Consider the following 20,974-nt stretch of genomic DNA (forward strand, 5'->3'; position numbering starts at 1 on the left):
GATGATAACGATGATTTTACGCCAACAGCCGCGTGCGGCGGCGCTGGTATTGGGACTTATCGCCGCGAACGCCCTGGCCTGGCTATGGGCGTTTCAGGCGTTTGGCGATAGCGGGGCATTGATGGCCGCCAGTCTGCTGGCCTGGGGTTACGGTCTGCGCCATGCGGTCGACGCCGACCATATTGCGGCGATTGATAGCGTCACCCGCAAGATGATGCAGCAGGGGCGGCGGCCGTTTGGCGTCGGGGCGTGGTTCTCGCTAGGGCATTCGTCGATCGTGGTGCTGGCGTCGGCGGCGATTGCCGCGACGGCCACCGCCTTCAGCCAGCAGATGAGCTGGCTACACGATACCGGCAGCGTGATTGGCACCGCGGTATCGGCGCTGTTCCTGCTGGCGATGGCGCTGGTCAATCTGGTGATTTTGCGCAGCGTGTGGCGCAGCTTCCAGGCGTGGAAGCGCGGTGAAAAGGTCAGCGACGAAATCGTTAGCGGCGGCGGTATGATGAGCTGGCTGTTTGGCAAGACCTTCCGGCTGATAAGCCGCAGCTGGCAGATGTATCTGGTGGGCTTTTTGTTCGGTCTTGGCTTTGATACCGCCACCGAAATCGGCGTGCTGGGTATTTCCGCCGCCGGCGCGTCGAGCGGCATTTCGATTTGGTCGATTATGGTCTTCCCGGCGCTGTTCGCCAGCGGTATGGCGCTGGTGGATACGCTTGATAATGTGCTGATGGTCGGCGCCTACGGCTGGGCGTTCAGCAAGCCGCAGCGCAAGCTCTATTACAATATGACCATCACCGGTACCTCGGTGGTGGTGGCGCTGTTTATCGGCGGCCTGGAGGCGCTGGGGCTGTTAATGGATAAGTTCGCCCTAAGCGGCGGGGTGTGGCGCTGGGTAGGGGCGTTAAACGATAACCTCGGCGATGCCGGGTTTGTGGTGGTGGGGCTGTTCGTCGTTTGTTGGGCGCTGTCGGTGCTAAATTATCGCTGGCGCGGTTACGATAATCTGGCGCGCTAGGCTGGTTATTTTCCCGGCTTGCGCTGCGCTTAGCCGGGAAAACCATCACCTCACCAGAACTGTAGATACTGTTATCGGTTGGCAACTTTTTTAAGGGGTTTTCCCGGACGCGGCGCGTTGCGCCTTCTCCGGGCTACCAAATCGCAAAGCGCTGTAGCCCCGGTAAGCGGCAGCGCCACCGGGGGATTTTGAGATCGCCAGCACCAGTAGTGTCAGCCAGCATGGTGAATAAATTAAAGGCAGGCCGCACGGACCGTAGGCCGGGTAAGCGTAGCGCCACCCGGCGAAACAGAGTTTCCTGGACGGTAATCACCTCACCAGTTGCTTGAGTAGCACAAAAGCTTCCTTCATTTTGTCTTCACTCACCACAAAGGCCCGCAGCTGATTTTCGGCATCCAGGCCTTTCGCCACCAGCCCCTCTTTGGTGGCCACGATATTCCACGTCAGATCGTCGCGGCGGGTGTCGCCGGCCAGATGCAGCGGCAGATCCGGTGTTTTCACTTTCACCAGCATTGGCGGCAATGTGAGCTCGCCCGCTTGCGCCAGCAGGTTTTTACTCAGGCACATGGCGCTGAGTAAAATCGGCTGCAGGAACGGCAGTACCGTACCGTTGATTTCCGCACAGTCGCCGAGCGCATAAATCGCCGGGTCGCTGGTTTGCAGTTGGTTATTGACCACCACGCCGCGGTTAATCTGCAATCCGGCATGGCGCGCCAGCGACGTTTCCGGGCGCAGGCCGGCGGCGGCCACCACCGCATCGACGGTTATCGCGCGCTGGCGGTCGAGGCTGACGCGAATGCCGTCGGCGGTTTGCTCTAACCCCTCAAGCTGCGCCTTGAGCATCAGATGTACGCCCATCTCGGTAAGCCGATGCTGCAGGCGGCTGCTGGCCTCCGGCGGCATCAGCGCCGCCAGCACGCTGGCTGAATTGTCGACTACCGTTACCGCTTTACCGGCGCGGCAGAAATCCATCGCCAGTTCACAGCCAATCAGGCCGCCGCCGACGATCAGCACGCGCTTCGCATCGTGCAGCTGGCTCTGCGCCGCGCCATATTCGCGCTGGCTGTTCAGCGTCAGCATCAGCTCGCGTCCCGGCACCGGCGGGATAAACGGCGTCGCGCCGGTGGCCAGCACCAGTTTGTCGTAGCGCCACTGGTTATCCTGGCTCTTCACTAACCGGTTTTTGGCGTCGATATCGCTTACCCAGGTATGGGGAAACAAACGCAGATTGTACTGCTCGGCGAACTCGCCTGCGCTTTGCAGGGTCAGATCGTCGGCCTTCTGCCCGCGACTGATGACATGGCTGAGATCCGGTTTGTTGTACTCATCCATGCTATCGGCGGCGATTAACGTCAGCGGGATTTGCGTATCCTGCTTGCGAATATTTTTCACCAGCTGGCGGGCCGCGAAGCCCGAGCCGATGATGACGATGCCATCACTCATTTTGCCTCCGTCGCCAGTACGTCAAAGACATCTTTGCCAAGAGAACACTCAGGGCAGAGGAAATTGTCCGGCACTTCACTCCACGGCGTCCCCGGTTGTACATCCTGGTTAGGTTCGCCTTTCGCCGGGTCATAGACCCACTGGCACACGCTGCACTGCATCATGGGACCGAGGTCAGCGGCCGCGGCGGCGGCGCAGACGCAATCCTGTGGTTCCGGCGTTGTCGCTGCTTCAGCAACCGGCAGCGGAGAGAGGGCCCACTGGCGGGCGATGTCACGACCGTGTTGGCGGCACAGTTCCAGCGCGTCGATATCCGGGCGCCATTTGGCTTTCAGGCTCAGCGACATCTCAAAGCCGGCATCCTGCAGGCGGGTGGACAGACGGTCTACCGCGCCGCCGCTCCAGCCGTGTGAGCCAAAGGCGCTGGCGCGTTTATTGCGAAAACGCAGCCCGGTCATCTCTTCCACCAGCCCGGCGATTTTCGGCATCATCACGTTGTTCATGGTGGAGGTGCCCACCAGCACGCCTTTCGAGCGGAAAACATTGGTGAGAATGTCGTTTTTGTCGCTGCGGGCGACGTTGAAGATTTTTACCGCTACTCGCGGGTCGACTTCAGTGATCCCCTGAGCGATGGCGTCCGCCATCATACGGGTGTTATTGGACATGGTGTCGTAGAAAATCGTGATGCGATCTTCCTGGTAATCCGCCGCCCACTCGAGGTATTTCTCGACGATTTGCGTCGGGTTATCGCGCCAGACCACGCCGTGGGAGGTGGCAATCATATCCACCGGCAGGTTGAAGCCGAGGATTTCAGTAATTTTCGGCGTCACCAGGCGGCTGAAGGGCGTCAGGATGTTGGCGTAGTAGCGCTGGCACTGTTCGTACAGTTCAATCTGGTCCACTTCATCGTTGAACAGGTGTTCGTCGCAGTAGTGCTGGCCGAAGGCGTCGTTGCTGAACAGCACCGCGTCGCCGGTCAGGTAGGTCATCATGCTGTCAGGCCAGTGCAGCATCGGCGTTTCCACGAAGATCAGCTGTTTACCATTACCGATATCGAGAGTATCGCCGGTTTTCACCACGTGGAAGTTCCACTCCGGATGATGATGGTGGCCGTTGATCGAGTCGATGGCGTTGGCGGTGCAGTAAATCGGCGTATCCGGGATCTGCATCATCAGTTCGGTCAGCGCGCCGGCATGGTCCTCTTCGGCGTGGTTAATGACGATATAGTCGAGGTCAGCCAGATCGATTTCGCTGCGCAGGTTCTGCACGAACTCGCGGCTGAATTTATGATCGACGGTATCGATCAGCACGTTTTTCTCCTCGCGAATGAGATAGCTGTTGTAGCTGCTGCCGCGCAGCGTTTTATATTCGGTGCCGTGGAAATCACGCACTTCCCAATCGCGTTGGCCAACCCAAAGAATGTTATTTTTAACCGCAATAGACATAGCAACCTCAATCAATACAGTGTGTTTAAACTCAGTTGATTGGCTTATATCAAGTTGCGTGCCAACTTTTTAATTCATTGATAATTATCTATTTTTAATTTTTATGATTTTTGTTGCTGTCAAAATGACAATGACTAAAATAGTCGATATGACAATGCGTATTGTCAAAATGACAATGGAGCAGCAATGAGTTTTTCCGTCGACGAGCTGGCGAGAATCGCCATTGATTTACAAAGCGATATTGGTCACACCGACCGTTTTTCGCGTCTGATTACTACCCTGCGGCAGATTCTCGGCTGCGATGCCTCGGCGCTGCTGCGCTACGAGGCGCATCAGTTTGTGCCGCTGGCGATCGATGGCCTGGCGCAGGATGTGCTCGGTCGGCGCTTTGCCCTGGAAGGACACCCGCGGCTTGAGGCGATTGCGCGCGCCGGTGATGTGGTGCGCTTCCCGGCGGATAGCGATCTGCCTGACCCCTACGACGGGCTGATCCCCGGTCATGAGAGTCTGAAGGTTCACGCCTGCGTTGGCCTGCCGCTGTTCGCCGGGCAGACGCTGATTGGCGCGCTGACCCTTGACGGCATGGATGCCGACCGTTTCGATAGCTTTAGCGATGAAGAGCTGCGGCTAATTGCCGCGCTGGTGGCTGGCGCCTTGAATAACGCGCTGCTCATCGCCCGTCTTGAAGCGCAAAACGTGCTGCCGGCGCAGCCGGTGCATTACGCGCAGCCTGAGCGTCAGGAGATTATCGGCCTGTCGGCGCCCATGCTGCAGCTGAAAAAAGAGATCGATATCGTCGCTGCATCAGATTTAAACGTGCTGATAAGCGGCGAAACCGGCACCGGTAAAGAGCTGGTGGCGAAGGCGGTGCATCAGGGGTCGCCGCGAGCCGCCAATCCGCTGGTCTATCTCAACTGCGCGGCGCTACCGGAAAGCGTGGCGGAGAGCGAGCTGTTCGGCCATGTGAAAGGGGCATTTACCGGCGCTATCAGCAACCGCAGCGGTAAATTTGAGATGGCTGATAACGGCACCCTGTTCCTTGATGAAATTGGCGAACTGTCGCTGGCGTTGCAGGCGAAGCTGCTGCGCGTGCTGCAGTATGGCGATATTCAGCGCGTCGGCGATGACCGCAGCCTGCGGGTCGATGTGCGGGTGCTGGCGGCGACGAACCGCGATCTGCGCCAGGAGGTGGTGGAAGGGCGCTTTCGCGCCGATCTGTACCATCGGCTGAGCGTCTTCCCGCTGTCGGTTCCGGCGCTACGCGAACGGGAAAACGATGTGGTGCTGCTGGCGGGCTATTTCTGTGAGCAGTGCCGCCTGCGGATGGGGCTGGCGCGGGTCATTTTGGCTGAGGCGGCGCGAAACAGGCTGCAGCAGTGGTCCTGGCCGGGTAACGTGCGCGAACTGGAGCATGCTATTCACCGGGCGGTGGTGCTGGCGCGGGCCACCCAGGCCGGCGATGAAGTGGTACTGGAGCCGCAGCATTTCCAGTTTGCGGTGGCGGCGCCGATGTTGCCGACTGAGACGGTCGCAGCGGCGCCCGCGACGGGAAACGTCAATCTGCGCGAGGCGACCGACTCTTTTCAGCGAGAAGCGATTAGCCGCGCGCTGGAGGCGAACCAGCGCAACTGGGCGGCGACCGCCCGTGCGCTGGAACTGGACGTCGCCAACCTGCATCGGCTGGCGAAACGTCTGGGGCTTAAAGGATCCCTGCCTGGTAAAAGTTCTGCAGGTTGATGGCGCCGACCAGCAGGCCGTTTTCATCCACTACCGGCGCGGCGCTGATTTTATGTTTCATCAACCGCTCTTTGGCTTCCACCGCGCGGCTTTCCGCCTGCAGCGTCACGCCGTTGCGGGTCATCGCCTGAGTGACGCCATCGTTGAGCGTACCGCCAGCAACCAGCCAGCGGCGCAGGTCGCCGTCGGTGAAAACGCCCTGCACGCGGTTGGCTTCATCGCAGACCGCCACCAGGCCGAGCCCGGTTCGGCTTAGTTCAAGCATGGCGTCCATGACGTTGGCGTCAGCATTGACCCGCGGCACTTCTTCATCGCGGCGCATCAGATGATGCACTTTGTTCAGCAGCCGCGCGCCGAGGGCGCCCGCCGGGTGGGAACGGGCGAAATCTTCTTCATTGAAACCGCGCGCCTGCATCACCGCCATCGCCAACGCGTCGCCCAGCATCAGCGTGTTGACGGTGCTGGAGGTCGGCGCCAGATGCATCGGACAGGCTTCGCGCTCTACGGCGATATCCAGCACCGCTTTCGCCGCCAGCGCCAGCGGCGAGGTGGATTTGCCGGTCATCGCCAGCAGCGGAATGGATTTCTCTTCCAGCCGCGGTACGATGAGATCCAGCTCTTTCGCGCTGCCGGAGTAGGAGATAAACAGCATCACGTCGCGGCTATCGAGCATGCCGAGATCGCCGTGCAGGGCTTCCGCCGGATGGACGAAAAAGGCCGGGGTGCCGGTGCTGGCGAAGGTTGCCGCTAGCTTTTTGCCGATGTGGCCGGATTTACCGATACCGGAGACAATCAGTTTGCCCTCGCAGTGGATGATGGTTTCCGCCGCGCGGATGAAGTCGTCGCCCAGGCGTTCCGGCAGGCGGCTCGCCTCCTGCAGCTCAAGCATCAGGGTCTGGCGTCCGGCCTCTAACAAAAAGTTACTCATGATGTTCTCCAGTAATAATGACTTCAATACCTTTGGCTTCCAGCGCCCGCTGGAATTCAGGGTCAATATCGGCATCGGTAATCAATTTATCCACGCGTTCAAGGCCGCAGACAATGTTGGGACTTTTACGGCCAAACTTGGATGAGTCGGCCATCAGGATCACTTCGCGGGCGGCGTTACACATCGCCTTACTTACGGTATAGACCTCGTTAAAGGTGGTGACGCCCGCGACCAGATCAATGCCGTCGGTGCCCATAAACAGCTTGTCGAAGCTGAATTGTTCGAAGGCATTTTCCGCCAGTTGGCCGTGAAAGGAGGCCGATTTTTTACGGAAGGTGCCGCCCGGCATCAGGATGGTCTGCTCGTTATCGAGCTCGGAAAGCGCGTTGACGATATGCAGGCTGTTTGTCATCACCGTGATGTTATTGAAGCGGCTCAGCAACGGCACCATCTGCAGCACGGTGCTGCCGGCGTCGAGGATAATTGAATCGCCATCGTGGATGTATCGCACGGCGGCCTCGGCAATCTGCGCTTTCTTGTGGGTGTTGATCAGCGTCTTGTGGTCGATAGGCGGGTCGGCCTCGTCTTTATTTAACACTACGCCGCCGTAGGTGCGGATGACGGTCCCGGCATTCTCCAGTATCACCAGATCCTTACGGATAGTGGTGCCGGTGGTGTCGAAGTGTTGCGCCAGCTCTTCGACCGAGCATTTGCCCTGCGATTGCAGGTACTCGAGAATGGCTGTCTGGCGCTGACGTGGTTTCATAGGCGTTGTATCCTGCGTTTAAGTTTCGAAGTGATAATTTCGCAAGATATTAACTTTCACAACGAAATTATGCATGTTTCGGATTAAGCGCTAATGATAGTGCATTCTGACAGAGCGGATCATTGGGAAAGATCACATCAGGCTGCAATTCCTCGAGATGTTTACCGCTAAGCGTGGGGATTTTTTGCGGACTGGCGAAGACGGTGAGTCCCTTCATCAACAGCGTATCGCAAATACGATCGTTTTCATCGACGGCGATAGCGACAATCGCGCGCGGTTTAAAGCGCCCGGAGGAACGGCCTACGCCAACGCGGCCCTGCTGGCAAAGGCTATCAAAGGCGCGATTGAAGCGGCGGATCTGCCAGCCGCCGAACGCCAGTTGGCAAAGCCAGGCAATAGCGGCGACGGTAATGAGTGCGGTAACCATAATGTCTCCTGAAGGTGTGATGCCGGGTACAACCCGGGTACCGTTTTTTGTCGGGTGGCGGCTAACGCCTTGCCCGACCTACAGTTTTGTTGCCCGGATAAGCGCAGCGCCATCCGGGAACCTTTTAAAACATCACCTGGCCGCCGGTGACGTTAATCGACTGCCCGGTGCAGTACGACGCCTGCGGGCTGGCGTAGAACATCAACACGTTCAGCACATCCTGGTAATCGCAGCCGCGTTTCAACGGCACCTTATCGATGTAGTACTGCTCGACTTCGCTCTCATCAATGCCGAGCTTGGTGGCGTACTGCGGCAGCAGCGACTGGAACATCGGTGATTTCAACAGATTGCCGAGCATTAGCGAATGCACGGTAATGCCGTATTCCGCCAGATCCAGCGCCAGCGACTGGGTAAGCCCGACGCCGCCGAACTTCGCCGCGCTATAGCCTGAGTTATGCTTACTGCCGACTTTGCCGGATTTCGAGTTGATCTGAATGATGCGACCTTTAATGCCGTCGCGGATCATCAGCCGTGAGAACTCGCGGGCGCAGAGGAAATAGCCCACCAGGTTGACCTGCAGCGAGCGGTCAAAATCGCCCAGCGCGAAGTCGCTAATAAACGCGGCCTTAGCGATACCGGCACTGTAGACCAGGAGATCGACGCGCGTGAAAATCTCATCTACGCCGTGGGCCAGGGCCGTGACGCTGGCTTCGCTGGTGGCGTCGGCGCCGAAGCCGTATGCTGTACCTTCGCCATATTCAGTGTTGATCTCCTGGGCGACGCGGCTGGCTTTTTCACTTTGGATATCAACCACCGCCACGCGGTAGCCCTCGGCGGCCAGACCGCGGCACAGAAACTCTCCTAAGGTTTGTCCGCCACCAATGACAACAGCAACCTGATTCATCTTTCTCTCCTTCTAAGCAACAAATTTCAGTACACAGCCGGTCGCGATGGCGTCCGGCACCGGGCCCGCGACGTGAACGGTTCCGGGAAACTCCGCCTGACGATGACCGTCAAAGCGCAGGGTGATGTGGCCCAGCTCGCGCAGGTTTTGCTCGGCGACCTCGCCGACGGCGGTCACCGGATAATGCCGATCGCCGAGCTGTAGCTCTGCGCCCGGGCGCAGCGCACCGCATAGCTCACCGTGGTTGTGAATAAAGCAATACTCTTCGATATCCGCCGGTGCGCCTTCGCGGAAGGTAATGAGCATCTGTTCTTCCAGCGCCGTTGCCGCGCTGGCGCCGATACGGGTAATAGTGGTGTGGTAAATGACGGTCATCTTCAGGAACCTCTTATTGGTAAATAAATCCGGAAACGAACCATGCGATCAGCACGGTTGGCGCGCCGGTGAGGAAGCGGCTGACCAGCACCGACGGCACGCCGACGCGTACCGTCTCCTGACGGGCTTCGGCCAGCGACAGGCCTACCGGGATAAAATCGCAGGCGGCCTGGGCATTAATGGCAAACAGCGCGGGTAGGGCGAGATGCGGTGGAATGTTGCCCAGACCGATCTGGACGCCAATCAGTACGCCGATCACCTGGGCTATCACCGCGCCGGGGCCGAGAAACGGCGATAACAACGGGAAGGAGCAGATCAGCGCCAGCGTCACCAGCCCCAGCGGATGGCTGGCGAGCGGCGCCAGGCCGTGGGCAATCCAGTCGCCGATACCGGAGGCCATGATGATGCCGATCAGCGCCGAGACGAAGGCCATAAACGGCAGAATGGTTTTCAGCACCGTATCAATGGTGTCGCGTCCGGCCTGGAACAGTACCGCCACTACCGAACCCATCCCCATCCCGACCTTAGCCAGCAGGCCGTCGCTCTGTTCGGTAATCTTCTTGCTGGCATCGTAATCGCGGCCCGCGGCGGGGAGTGGTTGCACTGCCGTCTCGCCGCTATCTTCCAGCAGTTTGATGTTCTCTTCTTTTACTCCGGAGACGTAAATATCTTCGACGATGTACTGCGCCAGCGGCCCGGATTTACCGGTGGCGTGGATGTTGATGGTCGGAATACGGCGCTTCGGGTAGAGGCCGCAGCGCAGGGTGCCGCCGCAGTCAATAATGGCGATGCCAATTTCGCTTTCTGCCGGTTCACCTTCTTTAAATCCATCAACCGCCTGCCAACCGGTCAGGCTGGCGAGCTTATCGACGATCGCCGGGCGGGTGCCTGCGGTGATATAGACAATCTTTTTGCCCTCAACAATGTCGAGCTCAAGCGGGCCGCCCCAACCGCCGGTCCCTTTTTCAATACGAATACGGGTCATGATGTCGCTCCTGACAGATGCACTTTCTGGTCAAGTTGAATAGCCATTTTTCTTTCGAAAATAGAGGTGGTCAGGTCGGTGATCCAGCCGCGGAAGAAGTTGGTCACCAGGCCAACCAGCAGGTAGCTCACCGCCAGCGGGCCAAGCGGCAGGCCCAGCGTGGTGAGGCCGTTGGCGATGCCGAGATAAACAAACAGCTCGCCGGGGTTGATGTGCGGAAACAGCCCGTTCATCGAATGACAGCTATAGGAGGCCGCTGCGTAGTAGCTCGGTTTGTATTTCTCCGGCATAAAGCGGCCAAGGCTTAAGGTCATGGGGTTGCAGAAGACAAAGGTACCGATGCAAGGCAGCAGCAGGTAACGGGTAAGCGGGTTGCCGGCGCAGCGCTGCGCCAGCTTTTCGATCCGCTGCTGGCCGATAAAGTTGATCAGCGCGTTCATGATCACCAGCAGGCTTATCAGCAGCGGCAGGATCCCGGTCACCATACCGGTAAACACCTCGCCGCCTTTCTGAAACAGGCCGATGAACCACTCAGCGCCGTGGGTAACGATTTCAATCATTGTTCTCTCCTTCAGCGTATTATTTTTCTTGCTAACTGGAGGCTGATTTTAATCACTTTGAAAGGTTTAAAAGTGTTAAATTGATCGCAAAATGAAAGATAAATATTTTATTTTGAAAGTTCAGGGGCGGTGAGTGAAAAAATTAACGTGCGGATCGAACTCGGAGAACGTGCAAAAAAAGGACTATTTTGTCTGCAAATGTATTGCCGCTTCCTTGTTGGCGGGCGCATGCTTTACCATAATTACCCTTTGCCGATTTTGTTAAATGGAATTCCCATGTTGAAGCGTCGCTATCTGGCTTTACTCCCTTTATGTGCACTTCTGGCTGCCTGCAGCAGCAAACCTAAGACCCCCGCGGAAGCGGAGATGGCGAGCGGAACCGGCGGTTTTTTGCTGGAACCGCAGCATAACGTGATGCAGATGGGCGGCGATTTCGCCAATAACCCTGCGGCGGCGCAGTTCATCGATAAGATGGTGGCGAAACACGGCTTCGATAGACAGCAGCTCCAGGAGATCCTGTCGCAGGCTAAGCGCCTGGACTACGTGCTGCGGCTGATGGATCGCCAGGCGCCGAGCGGGTTGCCGCCGACCGGGCCAAACGGCGCCTGGTTACGCTATAAGAAACAGTTTATTACGCCGGATAACGTGCAGAACGGCGTGGTGTTCTGGAACCAGTATCAGGACGCGCTGAACCGCGCGTATCAGGTCTACGGCGTACCGCCGGAAATCATCGTCGGCATTATCGGCGTGGAAACCCGTTGGGGCCGGGTGATGGGCAAAACCCGCATCCTCGATGCGCTGGCGACGCTGTCGTTTAACTATCCGCGCCGCGCTGAATACTTCTCCTCTGAGCTGGAAACCTTCCTGCTGATGGCGCGCAGCGAAAGCGATGACCCGCTGGATCTGAAAGGCTCCTTTGCCGGCGCGATGGGCTACGGCCAGTTTATGCCGTCGTCGTATAAGCAATACGCGGTGGACTTCAACGGCGACGGTCATATCAACCTGTGGGATCCGGTTGATGCCATCGGTAGCGTGGCGAACTACTTTAAACAGCACGGTTGGGTGAGCGGCGATACCGTCGCGGTGCAGGCGCTGGGCCAGGCGCCGGGTCTGGATAACGGCTTTAAAACCAAATACAGCGTTTCACAGCTGTCGGCGGCGGGGTTAACCCCAACGCAGCCGCTGGGCAACCATCAGCAGGCCAGCCTGCTGCGGCTGGATATCGGCACCGGGTACCAGTACTGGTATGGCCTGCCGAACTTCTACACTATCACCCGCTATAACCACAGCACTCACTACGCGATGGCTGTCTTGCAGCTGGGGCTGGCGGTTTCGCAGGCCCGCGGCGGGTATTGATCCTTTCATCCAGCCGACAAATTTCGAGTTCCCCGGATGGCGGCGCGTAGCGCCTTATCCGGGCTACGATCTGGTATCCGGTTGGTAGCCCCGGGACGCCGCGCTTATCCATCCGTTTTTTCCCTTCTGCATGCCTCTTGTTGACCTTTGTTACATTTCCTCTCGCTGACGCAGATTTACATTCTTTTCTGAATCCCATATTGTTATGTTATAACATTTTATTGGGGCGGGAATATGTTCACATCGGTTTTTATGGCATCCGGCGCGGCGCGCGTGGCAATCGCCAGCGGACTGCTGGCGGCGCTATGGCTGGCCACATGGTGGGCGGTGGCGCTGCCATGATTGAGCTGGATCACCTGGTTGCCGGGTATGAAGGCATGGCAATCACTCCGGCGCTAAGCGGCGTGATTGCGGCGGGAAGCCTGACGGCGATTGTCGGGCTTAATGGCTGTGGTAAATCGACGCTGCTGAAAACGCTGGCTGGATTTATTCCACCGGTTAGCGGCCGGCTGAACTGGCGCAAAGGGCGGCCAGTGGTCGGCTGGCTGGCGCAGCGCCATGCCCTGGAATCACAGTTTCCGCTGCTGGTGCGCGATGTCGTCAGCCAGGGGGCATGGCCGCGGGTCTCGCTGCTGCGCGGTCTGGGCGGCGGCGAGCGTCAGCGCATCAAGGCGGCGCTCGAGCGGGTGGGGCTCAGCGCGCTGGCCAATACGCCGATTGAAGAACTCTCGGGCGGCCAGTTCCAGCGCATGCTCTTTGCCAGGGTGATGGTGCAACAGGCGCCGCTGGTGATGTTGGACGAGCCGTTTACCGGCGTCGATGAGGCCACCAGCCGCGAGCTGATGGCGCTTATCGTCGATATGCATCGCGAGGGGCAAACGATACTGGCGGTGCTGCACGATAACCAGTGCGTGGCCGATTTCTTTCCCGAGACGCTGCTGCTTGAACCCCAGCACGCGCGCTGGGGCGAGACGTCAAGTGTGCTTCCCGCCTTCAACACCGCGAGGCAGGCATGATCTGGCATACCTTTTTTCAACCTTTTATTGAATTTGGCTTTATGCGCCGGGCGCTGGTGGTGTGCTTCGCGCTGTCGCTGAGCACCACCATGTTAGGCGTGCTATTGCTGCTGCGACGGATGAGCCTGATGGGCGATGCGCTGTCGCACGCCATTCTGCCGGGGGTGGCGGCGGGTTATCTCCTTAACGGCATGTCGCTGCTGGCGATGAGCGTTGGCGGATTTATCGCCGGGATCGCGGTGGCGCTGGTGGCAGGCTGGGTCAGCCGGCGAACGCCGCTGAAAGAGGACGCCAGTTTTGCCGGGTTTTACCTCGGCTCGCTGGCGCTTGGCGTCACGCTGGTCTCGCTGCGCGGCTCCAGCGTTGATCTGCTGCACCTGCTGTTCGGTTCGATTCTGGCGGTGGATAGCGACGCGGCGTTCTTTGTCACCGGCGTGGCGAGCCTGACGCTGCTGTGCATTGCGCTGTTTTATCGCGGGCTGGTCAGCGAGGCATTCGATAGCGCCTGGCTACAGGTCAACGCGCGGCGGCTACCGGCGCTGCTGCACGGCCTGTTTCTCGCGCTATTGGTACTGAACCTGGTGGCGGGGTTTCAGGTGCTCGGCACGCTAATGGCGGTAGGGCTGATGATGTTGCCCGCGGTAGCGGCGCGCTGCTGGGCACGAACGCTGCCGGGCATTTTGTTGCTGGCGGCGGCGATCGGCGCGTTTTGCGCCTGGATGGGATTGAGCCTTTCGTGGGCAGTGAATTTACCCGCCGGGCCCGCCATCGTGCTGACCGCCAGCGTACTGTTTTTTATTTCAGTGTTTTTTGGCACGCGCAGCCGGCTGGTCGTTGGCTGGCGCAAATTGATGGGGTAAGGAAATGATGAAACGAAGTGCAGTGGTGATGGCGTTAGCCGTGGGGCTGATGGCGCAGGGGGCGATGGCAAAAACGCTGAACGTGGTAAGCAGTTTTTCGGTGTTGGGCGATATGGTGCAGCAGGTCGGAGGCGAGCATGTTCATGTCGATACGCTGGTAGGGCCGGATGGCGATCCGCACACCTTTGAACCCTCACCGAAGGATAGCGCGCTGCTCAGCAAAGCCGACGTGGTGGTGGTCAACGGGCTTGGCCTGGAAGGGTGGCTGGATCGGCTGGTGAAAGCGTCCGGTTTTAAGGGCGAATTAGTGGTGGCTTCAAAAGGGGTTAAGACGCATACCCTTGATGAAGACGGTAAAACGGTGACCGATCCGCACGCCTGGAATAGCGCCGCTAATGGCGCGTTGTACGCGCAGAATATCCTTGATGGCCTGGTGAAAGCCGACCCGCAAGATAAAGCGGCGCTCCAGAGCAGCGGTAAGCGTTATATCGAGCAGCTGACGGCAATTGACGGCTGGGCGAAGGCGCAGTTTAGCGCCATCCCGCAGGCGAAGCGTAAAGTGCTGACCAGCCATGATGCTTTCGGCTATTTTGGCCGCGCTTACAACGTGACGTTCCTCGCTCCGCAGGGGCTCTCATCCGAGAGCGAAGCCAGCGCGGCGCAGGTGGCGGCGTTGATTAAGCAAATCAAAGCCGATGGCGTACATACCTGGTTTATGGAGAACCAGCTGGACCCGCGTCTGGTGCAGCAAATCGCTGGCGCGACGGGGGCGCAACCGGGCGGCGAACTCTATCCGGAAGCGCTGTCTAAGCCGGGCGGCGTAGCCGATAGCTACGTTAAAATGCTGCGCCATAACGTCGAGCTCATCGCCAATAGTATGAAGTAACAGGTTGTCTGGTCGTCCCGGTTGCAGCGGGACGGCCCATTTTTGGATCCCCCCTCGTAAAATCACCACCTCGTCCCCATATCTCTGCCGAAAGTGCTATCTTTGATGGCCTCTTTATCTGGCTTAAGCGGGGCAAAAATGACCGATTCAGAATTAATGCAGCTAAGCGAACAGGTTGGGCTGGCGCTGAAAGCGCAGGGCGCGACGGTGACCACCGCGGAGTCCTGCACCGGCGGTTGGATAGCCAAAGCGCTGACCGATATTGCCGGTAGCTCAGCGTGGTTTGAGCGCGGTTTCGTGACCTATAGCAACGAAGCCAAATCGCAGATGATTGGCGTGAGCGAAGTGACGTTACTGGATAACGGCGCGGTGAGCGAACCGGTGGTTGTCGAGATGGCGATTGGCGCGCTACGCGCGGCGCGCGCCACCTATGCGGTATCGGTCAGCGGTGTCGCCGGCCCGGACGGCGGCAGCGCAGAGAAGCCCGTCGGCACCGTGTGGTTCGGCGTCGCCTGTGCGAACGGGCAGGGCGTGACCCGCCGCGAATGCTTTGCCGGAGACCGCGAAGCGGTGCGTCGTCAGGCGACGGCCTATGCGTTAAATCTGCTCTGGCAACAATTTCTACAAAATACTTGATACTGTATGACCATACAGTATAATTGCCTCAACTGAACAAATATTAACGGCGAAGCGAACGCGCTTCACCTCGCATGACAGGAGTAACAATGGCGATCGACGAAAACAAACAGAAAGCGTTGGCGGCAGCACTGGGCCAGATCGAAAAGCAATTCGGTAAAGGCTCCATCATGCGCCTGGGTGAAGACCGTTCCATGGACGTGGAAACTATCTCCACCGGTTCGCTTTCTCTGGATATCGCGCTCGGCGCAGGCGGTCTGCCAATGGGCCGTATCGTTGAGATCTACGGGCCGGAATCATCGGGTAAAACTACCCTGACGCTGCAGGTTATCGCCGCAGCGCAGCGTGAAGGCAAAACCTGTGCGTTCATCGATGCCGAACACGCGCTGGATCCGGTATATGCCCGCAAGCTGGGCGTTGATATCGACAATCTGCTGTGCTCCCAGCCGGATACCGGCGAGCAGGCGCTGGAAATCTGTGACGCGCTGGCGCGTTCCGGCGCGGTAGACGTTATCGTCGTCGACTCCGTGGCGGCGCTGACGCCGAAGGCGGAAATCGAAGGCGAAATCGGCGACTCTCACATGGGCCTCGCGGCGCGTATGATGAGCCAGGCGATGCGTAAACTGGCTGGTAACCTGAAGCAGTCCAACACGCTGCTGATCTTCATCAACCAGATCCGTATGAAAATCGGCGTGATGTTCGGTAACCCGGAAACCACCACCGGTGGTAACGCGCTGAAGTTCTACGCTTCCGTGCGTCTGGACATTCGCCGCATCGGCGCGGTGAAAGAGGGCGACAACGTTGTCGGCAGCGAAACCCGCGTGAAAGTGGTGAAAAACAAAATCGCCGCGCCGTTCAAACAGGCTGAATTCCAGATCCTCTACGGTGAAGGCATCAACTTCTTCGGCGAGCTGGTTGACCTCGGCGTGAAAGAGAAGCTGATTGAAAAAGCGGGCGCCTGGTATAGCTACAACGGCGACAAAATCGGCCAGGGTAAAGCGAACGCTATCTCCTGGCTGAAGGATAACCCGGCGGCGGCGAAAGAAATTGAGAAGAAAGTTCGCGAACTGCTGCTCAACAACCAGGACTCCACGCCGGACTTCGCGGTTGACGGCAACGACGCAGAAGAAACCGAACAAGATTTCTGATATCGTCTAAAAGAGTGACAAAGGGCTGCTGATGCGGCCCTTTTGCTTTTCTTAGATTATCGAGGTGCCTGTGACTGAGACTTCACCACGCCGCTCCGGCTATGCGCGTCTTTTGGATCGCGCAATTCGTATTCTGGCGATGCGCGATCATAGCGAACAGGAGCTGCGGCGTAAGCTGGCGGCGCCGGTAATGAGTAAAAACGGCCCTGAAAAGCTGGACATCACGCCGGAAGAGCTCGAACAGGTTGTCGGCTGGTGCCTGGAAAACCGCTATCTTGATGACCAGCGTTTTGTTCGCCAGTTTATTGCCAGCCGGAGCCGCAAGGGCTACGGGCCGGCACGTATCCGCCAGGAGTTGAATCAAAAGGGCATTGGCCGCAGCGACATCGAAAGCGCGATGCGCGAGTGTGAAATCGACTGGGCGGCGCTTGCGAAAGAGCAGGCGCAGCGTAAATACGGCGAACCGTTACCTACCGCCTTTACTGAAAAAGTTAAAATCCAGCGATTTTTGCTGTACCGCGGCTATCTGATAGAAGATATCCAGGAAATCTGGCGAAATTTTGCAGATTGACCCATCGGGGATTTTACTTCCCTCTAAAGAAAACTTATCTTATTCCCACTTTATTCCGTCGGGCCGCTGCTTGTGATTGCATAATCAGCGTCCAGGGCGATTATTCCTTATACACAAAATCATTCAAGCTGCATCACGGCGGCAAGAGAGAACAGCTTCTGGGGCGTACGTGAGTTCACTACCGGGAGAGGACGTTCCGCCAGGTCAGAGGCGACTTGAAGGATGAAGTGTAGCTTGATTTCAGGATAATTATGAGCAAGAGCACCGCTGAGATCCGTCAGGCGTTTCTCGACTTTTTCCATAGTAAGGGACATCAGGTAGTTGCCAGCAGCTCCCTGGTGCCGCACAACGATCCGACCCTGCTGTTTACCAACGCCGGGATGAACCAGTTCAAGGATGTCTTCCTTGGTCTCGACAAACGTAATTATTCGCGCGCGACCACCGCGCAGCGTTGCGTGCGTGCGGGCGGTAAACACAACGATCTGGAAAACGTCGGTTACACCGCGCGTCACCACACCTTCTTCGAAATGCTGGGCAACTTCAGCTTCGGCGATTACTTCAAGCAGGATGCCATCAAATACGCATGGGAACTGCTGACCGGTGAGAACTGGTTCGCCCTGCCGAAAGAAAAACTGTGGGTTACCGTTTACGAGACCGATGACGAAGCTTTCGACATCTGGGCCAATGAAGTGGGCGTTCCGCGCGAGCGTATTATCCGCATCGGCGACAACAAAGGCGCGCCGTTTGCTTCTGATAACTTCTGGCAGATGGGCGATACCGGTCCGTGCGGCCCATGCACCGAAATCTTCTTTGACCATGGCGACCACATCTGGGGCGGCCCTCCGGGAAGCCCGGAAGAAGATGGCGACCGTTACATTGAGATCTGGAACATCGTCTTCATGCAGTTCAACCGTCAGGCTGACGGTACCATGGAGCCGCTGCCGAAGCCTTCCGTTGATACCGGTATGGGGCTGGAGCGTATTGCCGCTGTTCTGCAGCACGTTAACTCCAACTATGACATCGACCTGTTCCGCAACCTGATTGCGAGCGTGGCGAAAGTCACCGGCGCGACCGATCTCACTAACAAGTCGCTGCGCGTTATCGCCGACCACATTCGTTCTTGCGCATTCCTGATTGCTGATGGCGTGATCCCGTCGAATGAAAACCGCGGCTACGTGCTGCGTCGTATCATTCGCCGCGCGATTCGCCACGGTAACATGCTGGGCGCGAAGGATACCTTCTTCTGGAAACTGGTTGCTCCGCTTATCGACGTGATGGGCGCCGCCGGCGAAGAACTGAAACAGCAGCAGGCTCTGGTAGAGCAGGTGCTGAAAACCGAAGAAGAGCAGTTTGCGCGCACACTGGAGCGCGGGCTGGCGCTGCTGGACGAGGAACTGTCGAAGCTTAAAGGCGACACGCTGGACGGCGAAACCGCCTTCCGTCTGTATGACACCTATGGCTTCCCGGTTGACCTGACGGCGGATGTCTGCCGCGAGCGCAACATCAAGGTTGACGAAGCAGGCTTTGAAGCCGCGATGGAAGAGCAGCGCCGCCGCGCGCGTGAGTCCAGCGGTTTCGGCGCTGACTATAACGCGATGATTCGCGTTGACGGCGCATCGGAATTTAAAGGCTACGATCATCTGGAGCTGAACGGCAAAGTTACTGCGCTGTTCATCGACGGCAAAGCGGTTGATAGCGTCAGCGCGGGTCAGGATGCTGTAGTCGTCCTTGACCAGACGCCGTTCTACGCGGAATCCGGCGGTCAGGTAGGCGATAAAGGCGAACTGAAAGGCGCTGGCTTCTCCTTCACGGTCAGCGATACGCAGAAGTACGGCCAGGCTATTGGTCATATCGGTAAAGTCGCCAGCGGCTCCCTGAAAGTGGGTGACGCGGTGCAGGCCGATGTCGATCAGGCTCGCCGTCAGCGTATTCGTCTCAACCACTCCGCGACGCACCTGATGCACGCGGCGCTGCGCCAGGTTCTCGGTACCCACGTGGCGCAGAAAGGCTCTCTGGTTAACGATAAAGCGCTACGTTTTGACTTCTCGCATTTTGAAGCGATGAAGCCGGAAGAAATTAGAGCGGTGGAAGATCTGGTGAACGCCCAGATCCGCCGTAACCTGGCTATCGAAACCAATATCATGGATATCGATGCCGCGCGTGAATCCGGCGCCATGGCGCTGTTCGGCGAGAAATACGACGATCGCGTTCGCGTACTGCGGATGGGTGATTTCTCCACCGAGCTGTGCGGCGGTACTCACGCAGCGCGTACCGGTGATATCGGCCTGTTCCGTATTACCTCTGAATCCGGTACCGCCGCAGGCGTGCGCCGTATTGAAGCGGTGACCGGCGAAGGGGCGATTGCCAGCCTGCATGCGCAGAGCGATCAGCTCAGCGATATCGCCCAACTGCTGAAGGGCGATAGCCACAGCATCGGCGATAAAGTTCGCGCGGCGCTTGAGCGTACCCGTCAGTTGGAAAAAGAGCTGCAGCAGCTGAAAGAGCAGGCTGCAGCGCAGGAGAGCGCTAATCTCTCCAGTAAAGCGGAAGAAATTAACGGTGTTAAGCTGCTGGTCAGTGAACTGGCCGGCGTTGAGCCGAAAATGCTGCGTACCATGGTTGATGATCTGAAAAACCAGCTCGGTTCGACGGTCGTTGTATTAGCTACGGTAGCGGATGGTAAGGTTTCTCTGATTGCAGGTGTGTCTAAGGATGTGACAGACCGCGTGAAAGCAGGGGAGCTGGTTGGTATGGTCGCCCAGCAGGTGGGCGGTAAAGGGGGCGGTCGTCCGGATATGGCGCAAGCCGGCGGTACCGATGCGTCTGCTCTCCCTGCTGCGTTAGCCAGTGTGAAAGGCTGGGTCAGCGCAAAACTGTAATAACTATAAACGCATTTACCCTAAATAATTCGAGTTGCAGGAAGGCGGCGACGCAGCGAATCCCCAGGAGCTTACTTAAGTAAGTGACTGGGGTGAGTGAGGAAAGCCAACACACATGCAACTTGAAGTATGACGGGTATAGGTGCCGTAACCTGATGGGAGCGGCATCTTGCGTCATAAGTACTGATAACGATAAAGTCGGGTTGAAGTTGTGTAGATCGGCTAAACTTAGGTTTAACAGAATGTGATGCCGTGACTGCTTACACCGCGAGGTGTTTGTCATCGCTTACTTTTTGGCGTTATATGATGGATAATGCCGGGATGCGAGAGACCCGACTCTTTTAATCTTTCAAGGAGCAAAGAATGCTGATTCTGACTCGTCGAGTTGGTGAGACCCTCATGATTGGAGATGAGGTCACTGTGACAGTTTTAGGGGTTAAGGGTAACCAGGTACGTATTGGTGTCAACGCCCCTAAAGAAGTCTCTGTACATCGTGAAGAAATCTACCAGCGTATCCAGGCTGAAAAATCCCAGCAGTCCAGTTACTAAGCTTTCCGCGCCTCGCTTTATTGTGAGGCGCATCCCTCCGGCGGTCGTTTTTCTCTTTTCTTCTCCTTTTTCTTCTCTCGCGACATCCTCTCTTTTTTTTTTATTCGCCGTGCGTCATTTTTCGTTGTCGCTTTTGAGTGGCCGTAAAGGGCTATTTCCTGTTGATAAAATACTCTTTTTGCCGTTTTTGCAGGCTAATTGCGCGTGAAGTGTGCAAACGGAAAAAGCTCTCGAAAAATTGTTTGACTTATAAGTCTCAGAAAGTAATATGTGCGCCATCGCAGCGACGAAGAGCAGAAACAAGTTCTTCAAAGCACTCGCAAGAGGCGTGTTGTGTGGTGAGGTGGCCGAGAGGCTGAAGGCGCTCCCCTGCTAAGGGAGTATGCGGTCAAAAGCTGCATCCGGGGTTCGAATCCCCGCCTCACCGCCATTTTGCATCCGTAGCTCAGCTGGATAGAGTACTCGGCTACGAACCGAGCGGTCGGAGG

20 protein-coding genes and 1 tRNA gene are annotated in these 20,974 nt (G+C 57.7%); 12 read left to right on the forward strand and 9 right to left on the reverse strand.

Translation table 11 applies throughout. The features are described from left to right. Position 1: 1 nt before the first annotated feature. Complete coding sequence (locus tag ABLV17_RS09845) at positions 2 to 1,015, forward strand: HoxN/HupN/NixA family nickel/cobalt transporter (protein WP_047044127.1); 1,014 nt, start codon at positions 2 to 4, stop codon at positions 1,013 to 1,015. A 309-nt stretch (positions 1,016 to 1,324) separates the two neighbouring features. Here the strand turns inward: ABLV17_RS09845 and norW are convergent, their stop codons facing one another. Both norW and norV read right to left on the reverse strand, forming a co-directional pair. Continuing rightward, the gene (norW, locus tag ABLV17_RS09850) at positions 1,325 to 2,458 is read right to left on the reverse strand and encodes an NADH:flavorubredoxin reductase NorW (RefSeq protein WP_348854224.1); all 1,134 of its coding nucleotides are present in this window, start codon (positions 2,456 to 2,458) and stop codon (positions 1,325 to 1,327) included. Next, positions 2,455 to 3,903 carry an anaerobic nitric oxide reductase flavorubredoxin gene (gene norV / locus ABLV17_RS09855; protein ID WP_047064118.1) on the reverse strand — a complete coding sequence of 483 codons (1,449 nt, stop codon included), beginning with the start codon at positions 3,901 to 3,903 and terminating at the stop codon, positions 2,455 to 2,457. The genes norW and norV overlap by 4 nt, the downstream gene beginning before the upstream one ends. A gap of 186 nt (positions 3,904 to 4,089) precedes the next feature. Between norV and norR the strand changes: the two genes are divergently transcribed. Next, positions 4,090 to 5,640, forward strand: coding sequence for a nitric oxide reductase transcriptional regulator NorR (norR, locus tag ABLV17_RS09860; RefSeq protein WP_087859298.1), 1,551 nt, complete (start codon positions 4,090 to 4,092; stop codon positions 5,638 to 5,640). Here the strand turns inward: norR and gutQ are convergent. The 7 genes from gutQ to ABLV17_RS09895 form a co-directional block, all read right to left on the reverse strand. Beyond that, positions 5,603 to 6,568 (reverse strand): arabinose-5-phosphate isomerase GutQ, encoded by a 966-nt coding sequence (gene gutQ, locus ABLV17_RS09865; protein WP_087859297.1) that lies wholly within the window; start codon positions 6,566 to 6,568, stop codon positions 5,603 to 5,605. The genes norR and gutQ overlap by 38 nt on opposite strands. Beyond that, positions 6,561 to 7,334: a DNA-binding transcriptional repressor gene (locus tag ABLV17_RS09870; protein ID WP_348854225.1), complete on the reverse strand. Its 774-nt coding sequence runs from the start codon at positions 7,332 to 7,334 to the stop codon at positions 6,561 to 6,563. Before ABLV17_RS09870 ends, gutQ begins: the two co-directional genes overlap by 8 nt. Before the next feature lie 67 nt (positions 7,335 to 7,401). Then, positions 7,402 to 7,761: a transcriptional regulator GutM gene (gene gutM / locus ABLV17_RS09875; RefSeq protein WP_015703248.1), complete on the reverse strand. Its 360-nt coding sequence runs from the start codon at positions 7,759 to 7,761 to the stop codon at positions 7,402 to 7,404. A 124-nt stretch (positions 7,762 to 7,885) separates the two neighbouring features. Further along, positions 7,886 to 8,665 carry a sorbitol-6-phosphate dehydrogenase gene (gene srlD, locus ABLV17_RS09880; protein WP_213317203.1) on the reverse strand — a complete coding sequence of 260 codons (780 nt, stop codon included), beginning with the start codon at positions 8,663 to 8,665 and terminating at the stop codon, positions 7,886 to 7,888. A 12-nt stretch (positions 8,666 to 8,677) separates the two neighbouring features. Further along, complete coding sequence (gene srlB, locus ABLV17_RS09885) at positions 8,678 to 9,040, reverse strand: PTS glucitol/sorbitol transporter subunit IIA (RefSeq protein WP_113374629.1); 363 nt, start codon at positions 9,038 to 9,040, stop codon at positions 8,678 to 8,680. Positions 9,041 to 9,053: 13 nt separating this feature from the next. Beyond that, positions 9,054 to 10,025 carry a PTS glucitol/sorbitol transporter subunit IIB gene (locus ABLV17_RS09890; RefSeq protein ID WP_113374628.1) on the reverse strand — a complete coding sequence of 324 codons (972 nt, stop codon included), beginning with the start codon at positions 10,023 to 10,025 and terminating at the stop codon, positions 9,054 to 9,056. Beyond that, on the reverse strand, positions 10,022 to 10,585 hold the full coding sequence (locus tag ABLV17_RS09895) for a PTS glucitol/sorbitol transporter subunit IIC (protein ID WP_087859294.1): 564 nt from the start codon (positions 10,583 to 10,585) through the stop codon (positions 10,022 to 10,024). The genes ABLV17_RS09890 and ABLV17_RS09895 overlap by 4 nt, the downstream gene beginning before the upstream one ends. Before the next feature lie 276 nt (positions 10,586 to 10,861). Between ABLV17_RS09895 and mltB the strand changes: the two genes are divergently transcribed. The 10 genes from mltB (at position 10,862) to ABLV17_RS09945 (ending at position 20,916) form a co-directional block, all read left to right on the forward strand. Continuing rightward, complete coding sequence (mltB, locus tag ABLV17_RS09900) at positions 10,862 to 11,941, forward strand: lytic murein transglycosylase B (RefSeq protein WP_348854226.1); 1,080 nt, start codon at positions 10,862 to 10,864, stop codon at positions 11,939 to 11,941. A 305-nt stretch (positions 11,942 to 12,246) separates the two neighbouring features. Continuing rightward, positions 12,247 to 12,957: an ATP-binding cassette domain-containing protein gene (locus ABLV17_RS09905; RefSeq protein WP_162750228.1), complete on the forward strand. Its 711-nt coding sequence runs from the start codon at positions 12,247 to 12,249 to the stop codon at positions 12,955 to 12,957. Continuing rightward, positions 12,954 to 13,817, forward strand: a complete 864-nt coding sequence (locus tag ABLV17_RS09910) for a metal ABC transporter permease (protein WP_015370052.1) — start codon at positions 12,954 to 12,956, stop codon at positions 13,815 to 13,817. The genes ABLV17_RS09905 and ABLV17_RS09910 overlap by 4 nt, the downstream gene beginning before the upstream one ends. Positions 13,818 to 13,824: 7 nt before the next feature. Then, complete coding sequence (locus ABLV17_RS09915; RefSeq protein ID WP_087859293.1) at positions 13,825 to 14,703, forward strand: metal ABC transporter substrate-binding protein; 879 nt, start codon at positions 13,825 to 13,827, stop codon at positions 14,701 to 14,703. Positions 14,704 to 14,841: 138 nt separating this feature from the next. Beyond that, positions 14,842 to 15,339: a nicotinamide-nucleotide amidase gene (gene pncC, locus ABLV17_RS09920; protein WP_087859292.1), complete on the forward strand. Its 498-nt coding sequence runs from the start codon at positions 14,842 to 14,844 to the stop codon at positions 15,337 to 15,339. A gap of 89 nt (positions 15,340 to 15,428) precedes the next feature. Then, a complete protein-coding gene (gene recA / locus ABLV17_RS09925) occupies positions 15,429 to 16,487 on the forward strand; it encodes a recombinase RecA (RefSeq protein ID WP_015370055.1) in 1,059 nt (352 codons plus the stop codon). 70 nt (positions 16,488 to 16,557) lie between these two features. Next, positions 16,558 to 17,058, forward strand: coding sequence for a recombination regulator RecX (gene recX / locus ABLV17_RS09930; RefSeq protein WP_045361343.1), 501 nt, complete (start codon positions 16,558 to 16,560; stop codon positions 17,056 to 17,058). A gap of 251 nt (positions 17,059 to 17,309) precedes the next feature. Then, positions 17,310 to 19,937 carry an alanine--tRNA ligase gene (alaS, locus tag ABLV17_RS09935; protein WP_045395419.1) on the forward strand — a complete coding sequence of 876 codons (2,628 nt, stop codon included), beginning with the start codon at positions 17,310 to 17,312 and terminating at the stop codon, positions 19,935 to 19,937. A gap of 363 nt (positions 19,938 to 20,300) precedes the next feature. After that, positions 20,301 to 20,486 carry a carbon storage regulator CsrA gene (csrA, locus tag ABLV17_RS09940; protein WP_000906486.1) on the forward strand — a complete coding sequence of 62 codons (186 nt, stop codon included), beginning with the start codon at positions 20,301 to 20,303 and terminating at the stop codon, positions 20,484 to 20,486. A 337-nt stretch (positions 20,487 to 20,823) separates the two neighbouring features. Beyond that, a tRNA-Ser gene (locus ABLV17_RS09945) sits at positions 20,824 to 20,916 on the forward strand. Positions 20,917 to 20,974 lie beyond the last annotated feature (58 nt).

It is taken from the genome of Klebsiella sp. CN_Kp091 (assembly GCF_040065095.1).
Classification (GTDB): Bacteria; Pseudomonadota; Gammaproteobacteria; order Enterobacterales; family Enterobacteriaceae; genus Klebsiella; species Klebsiella aerogenes.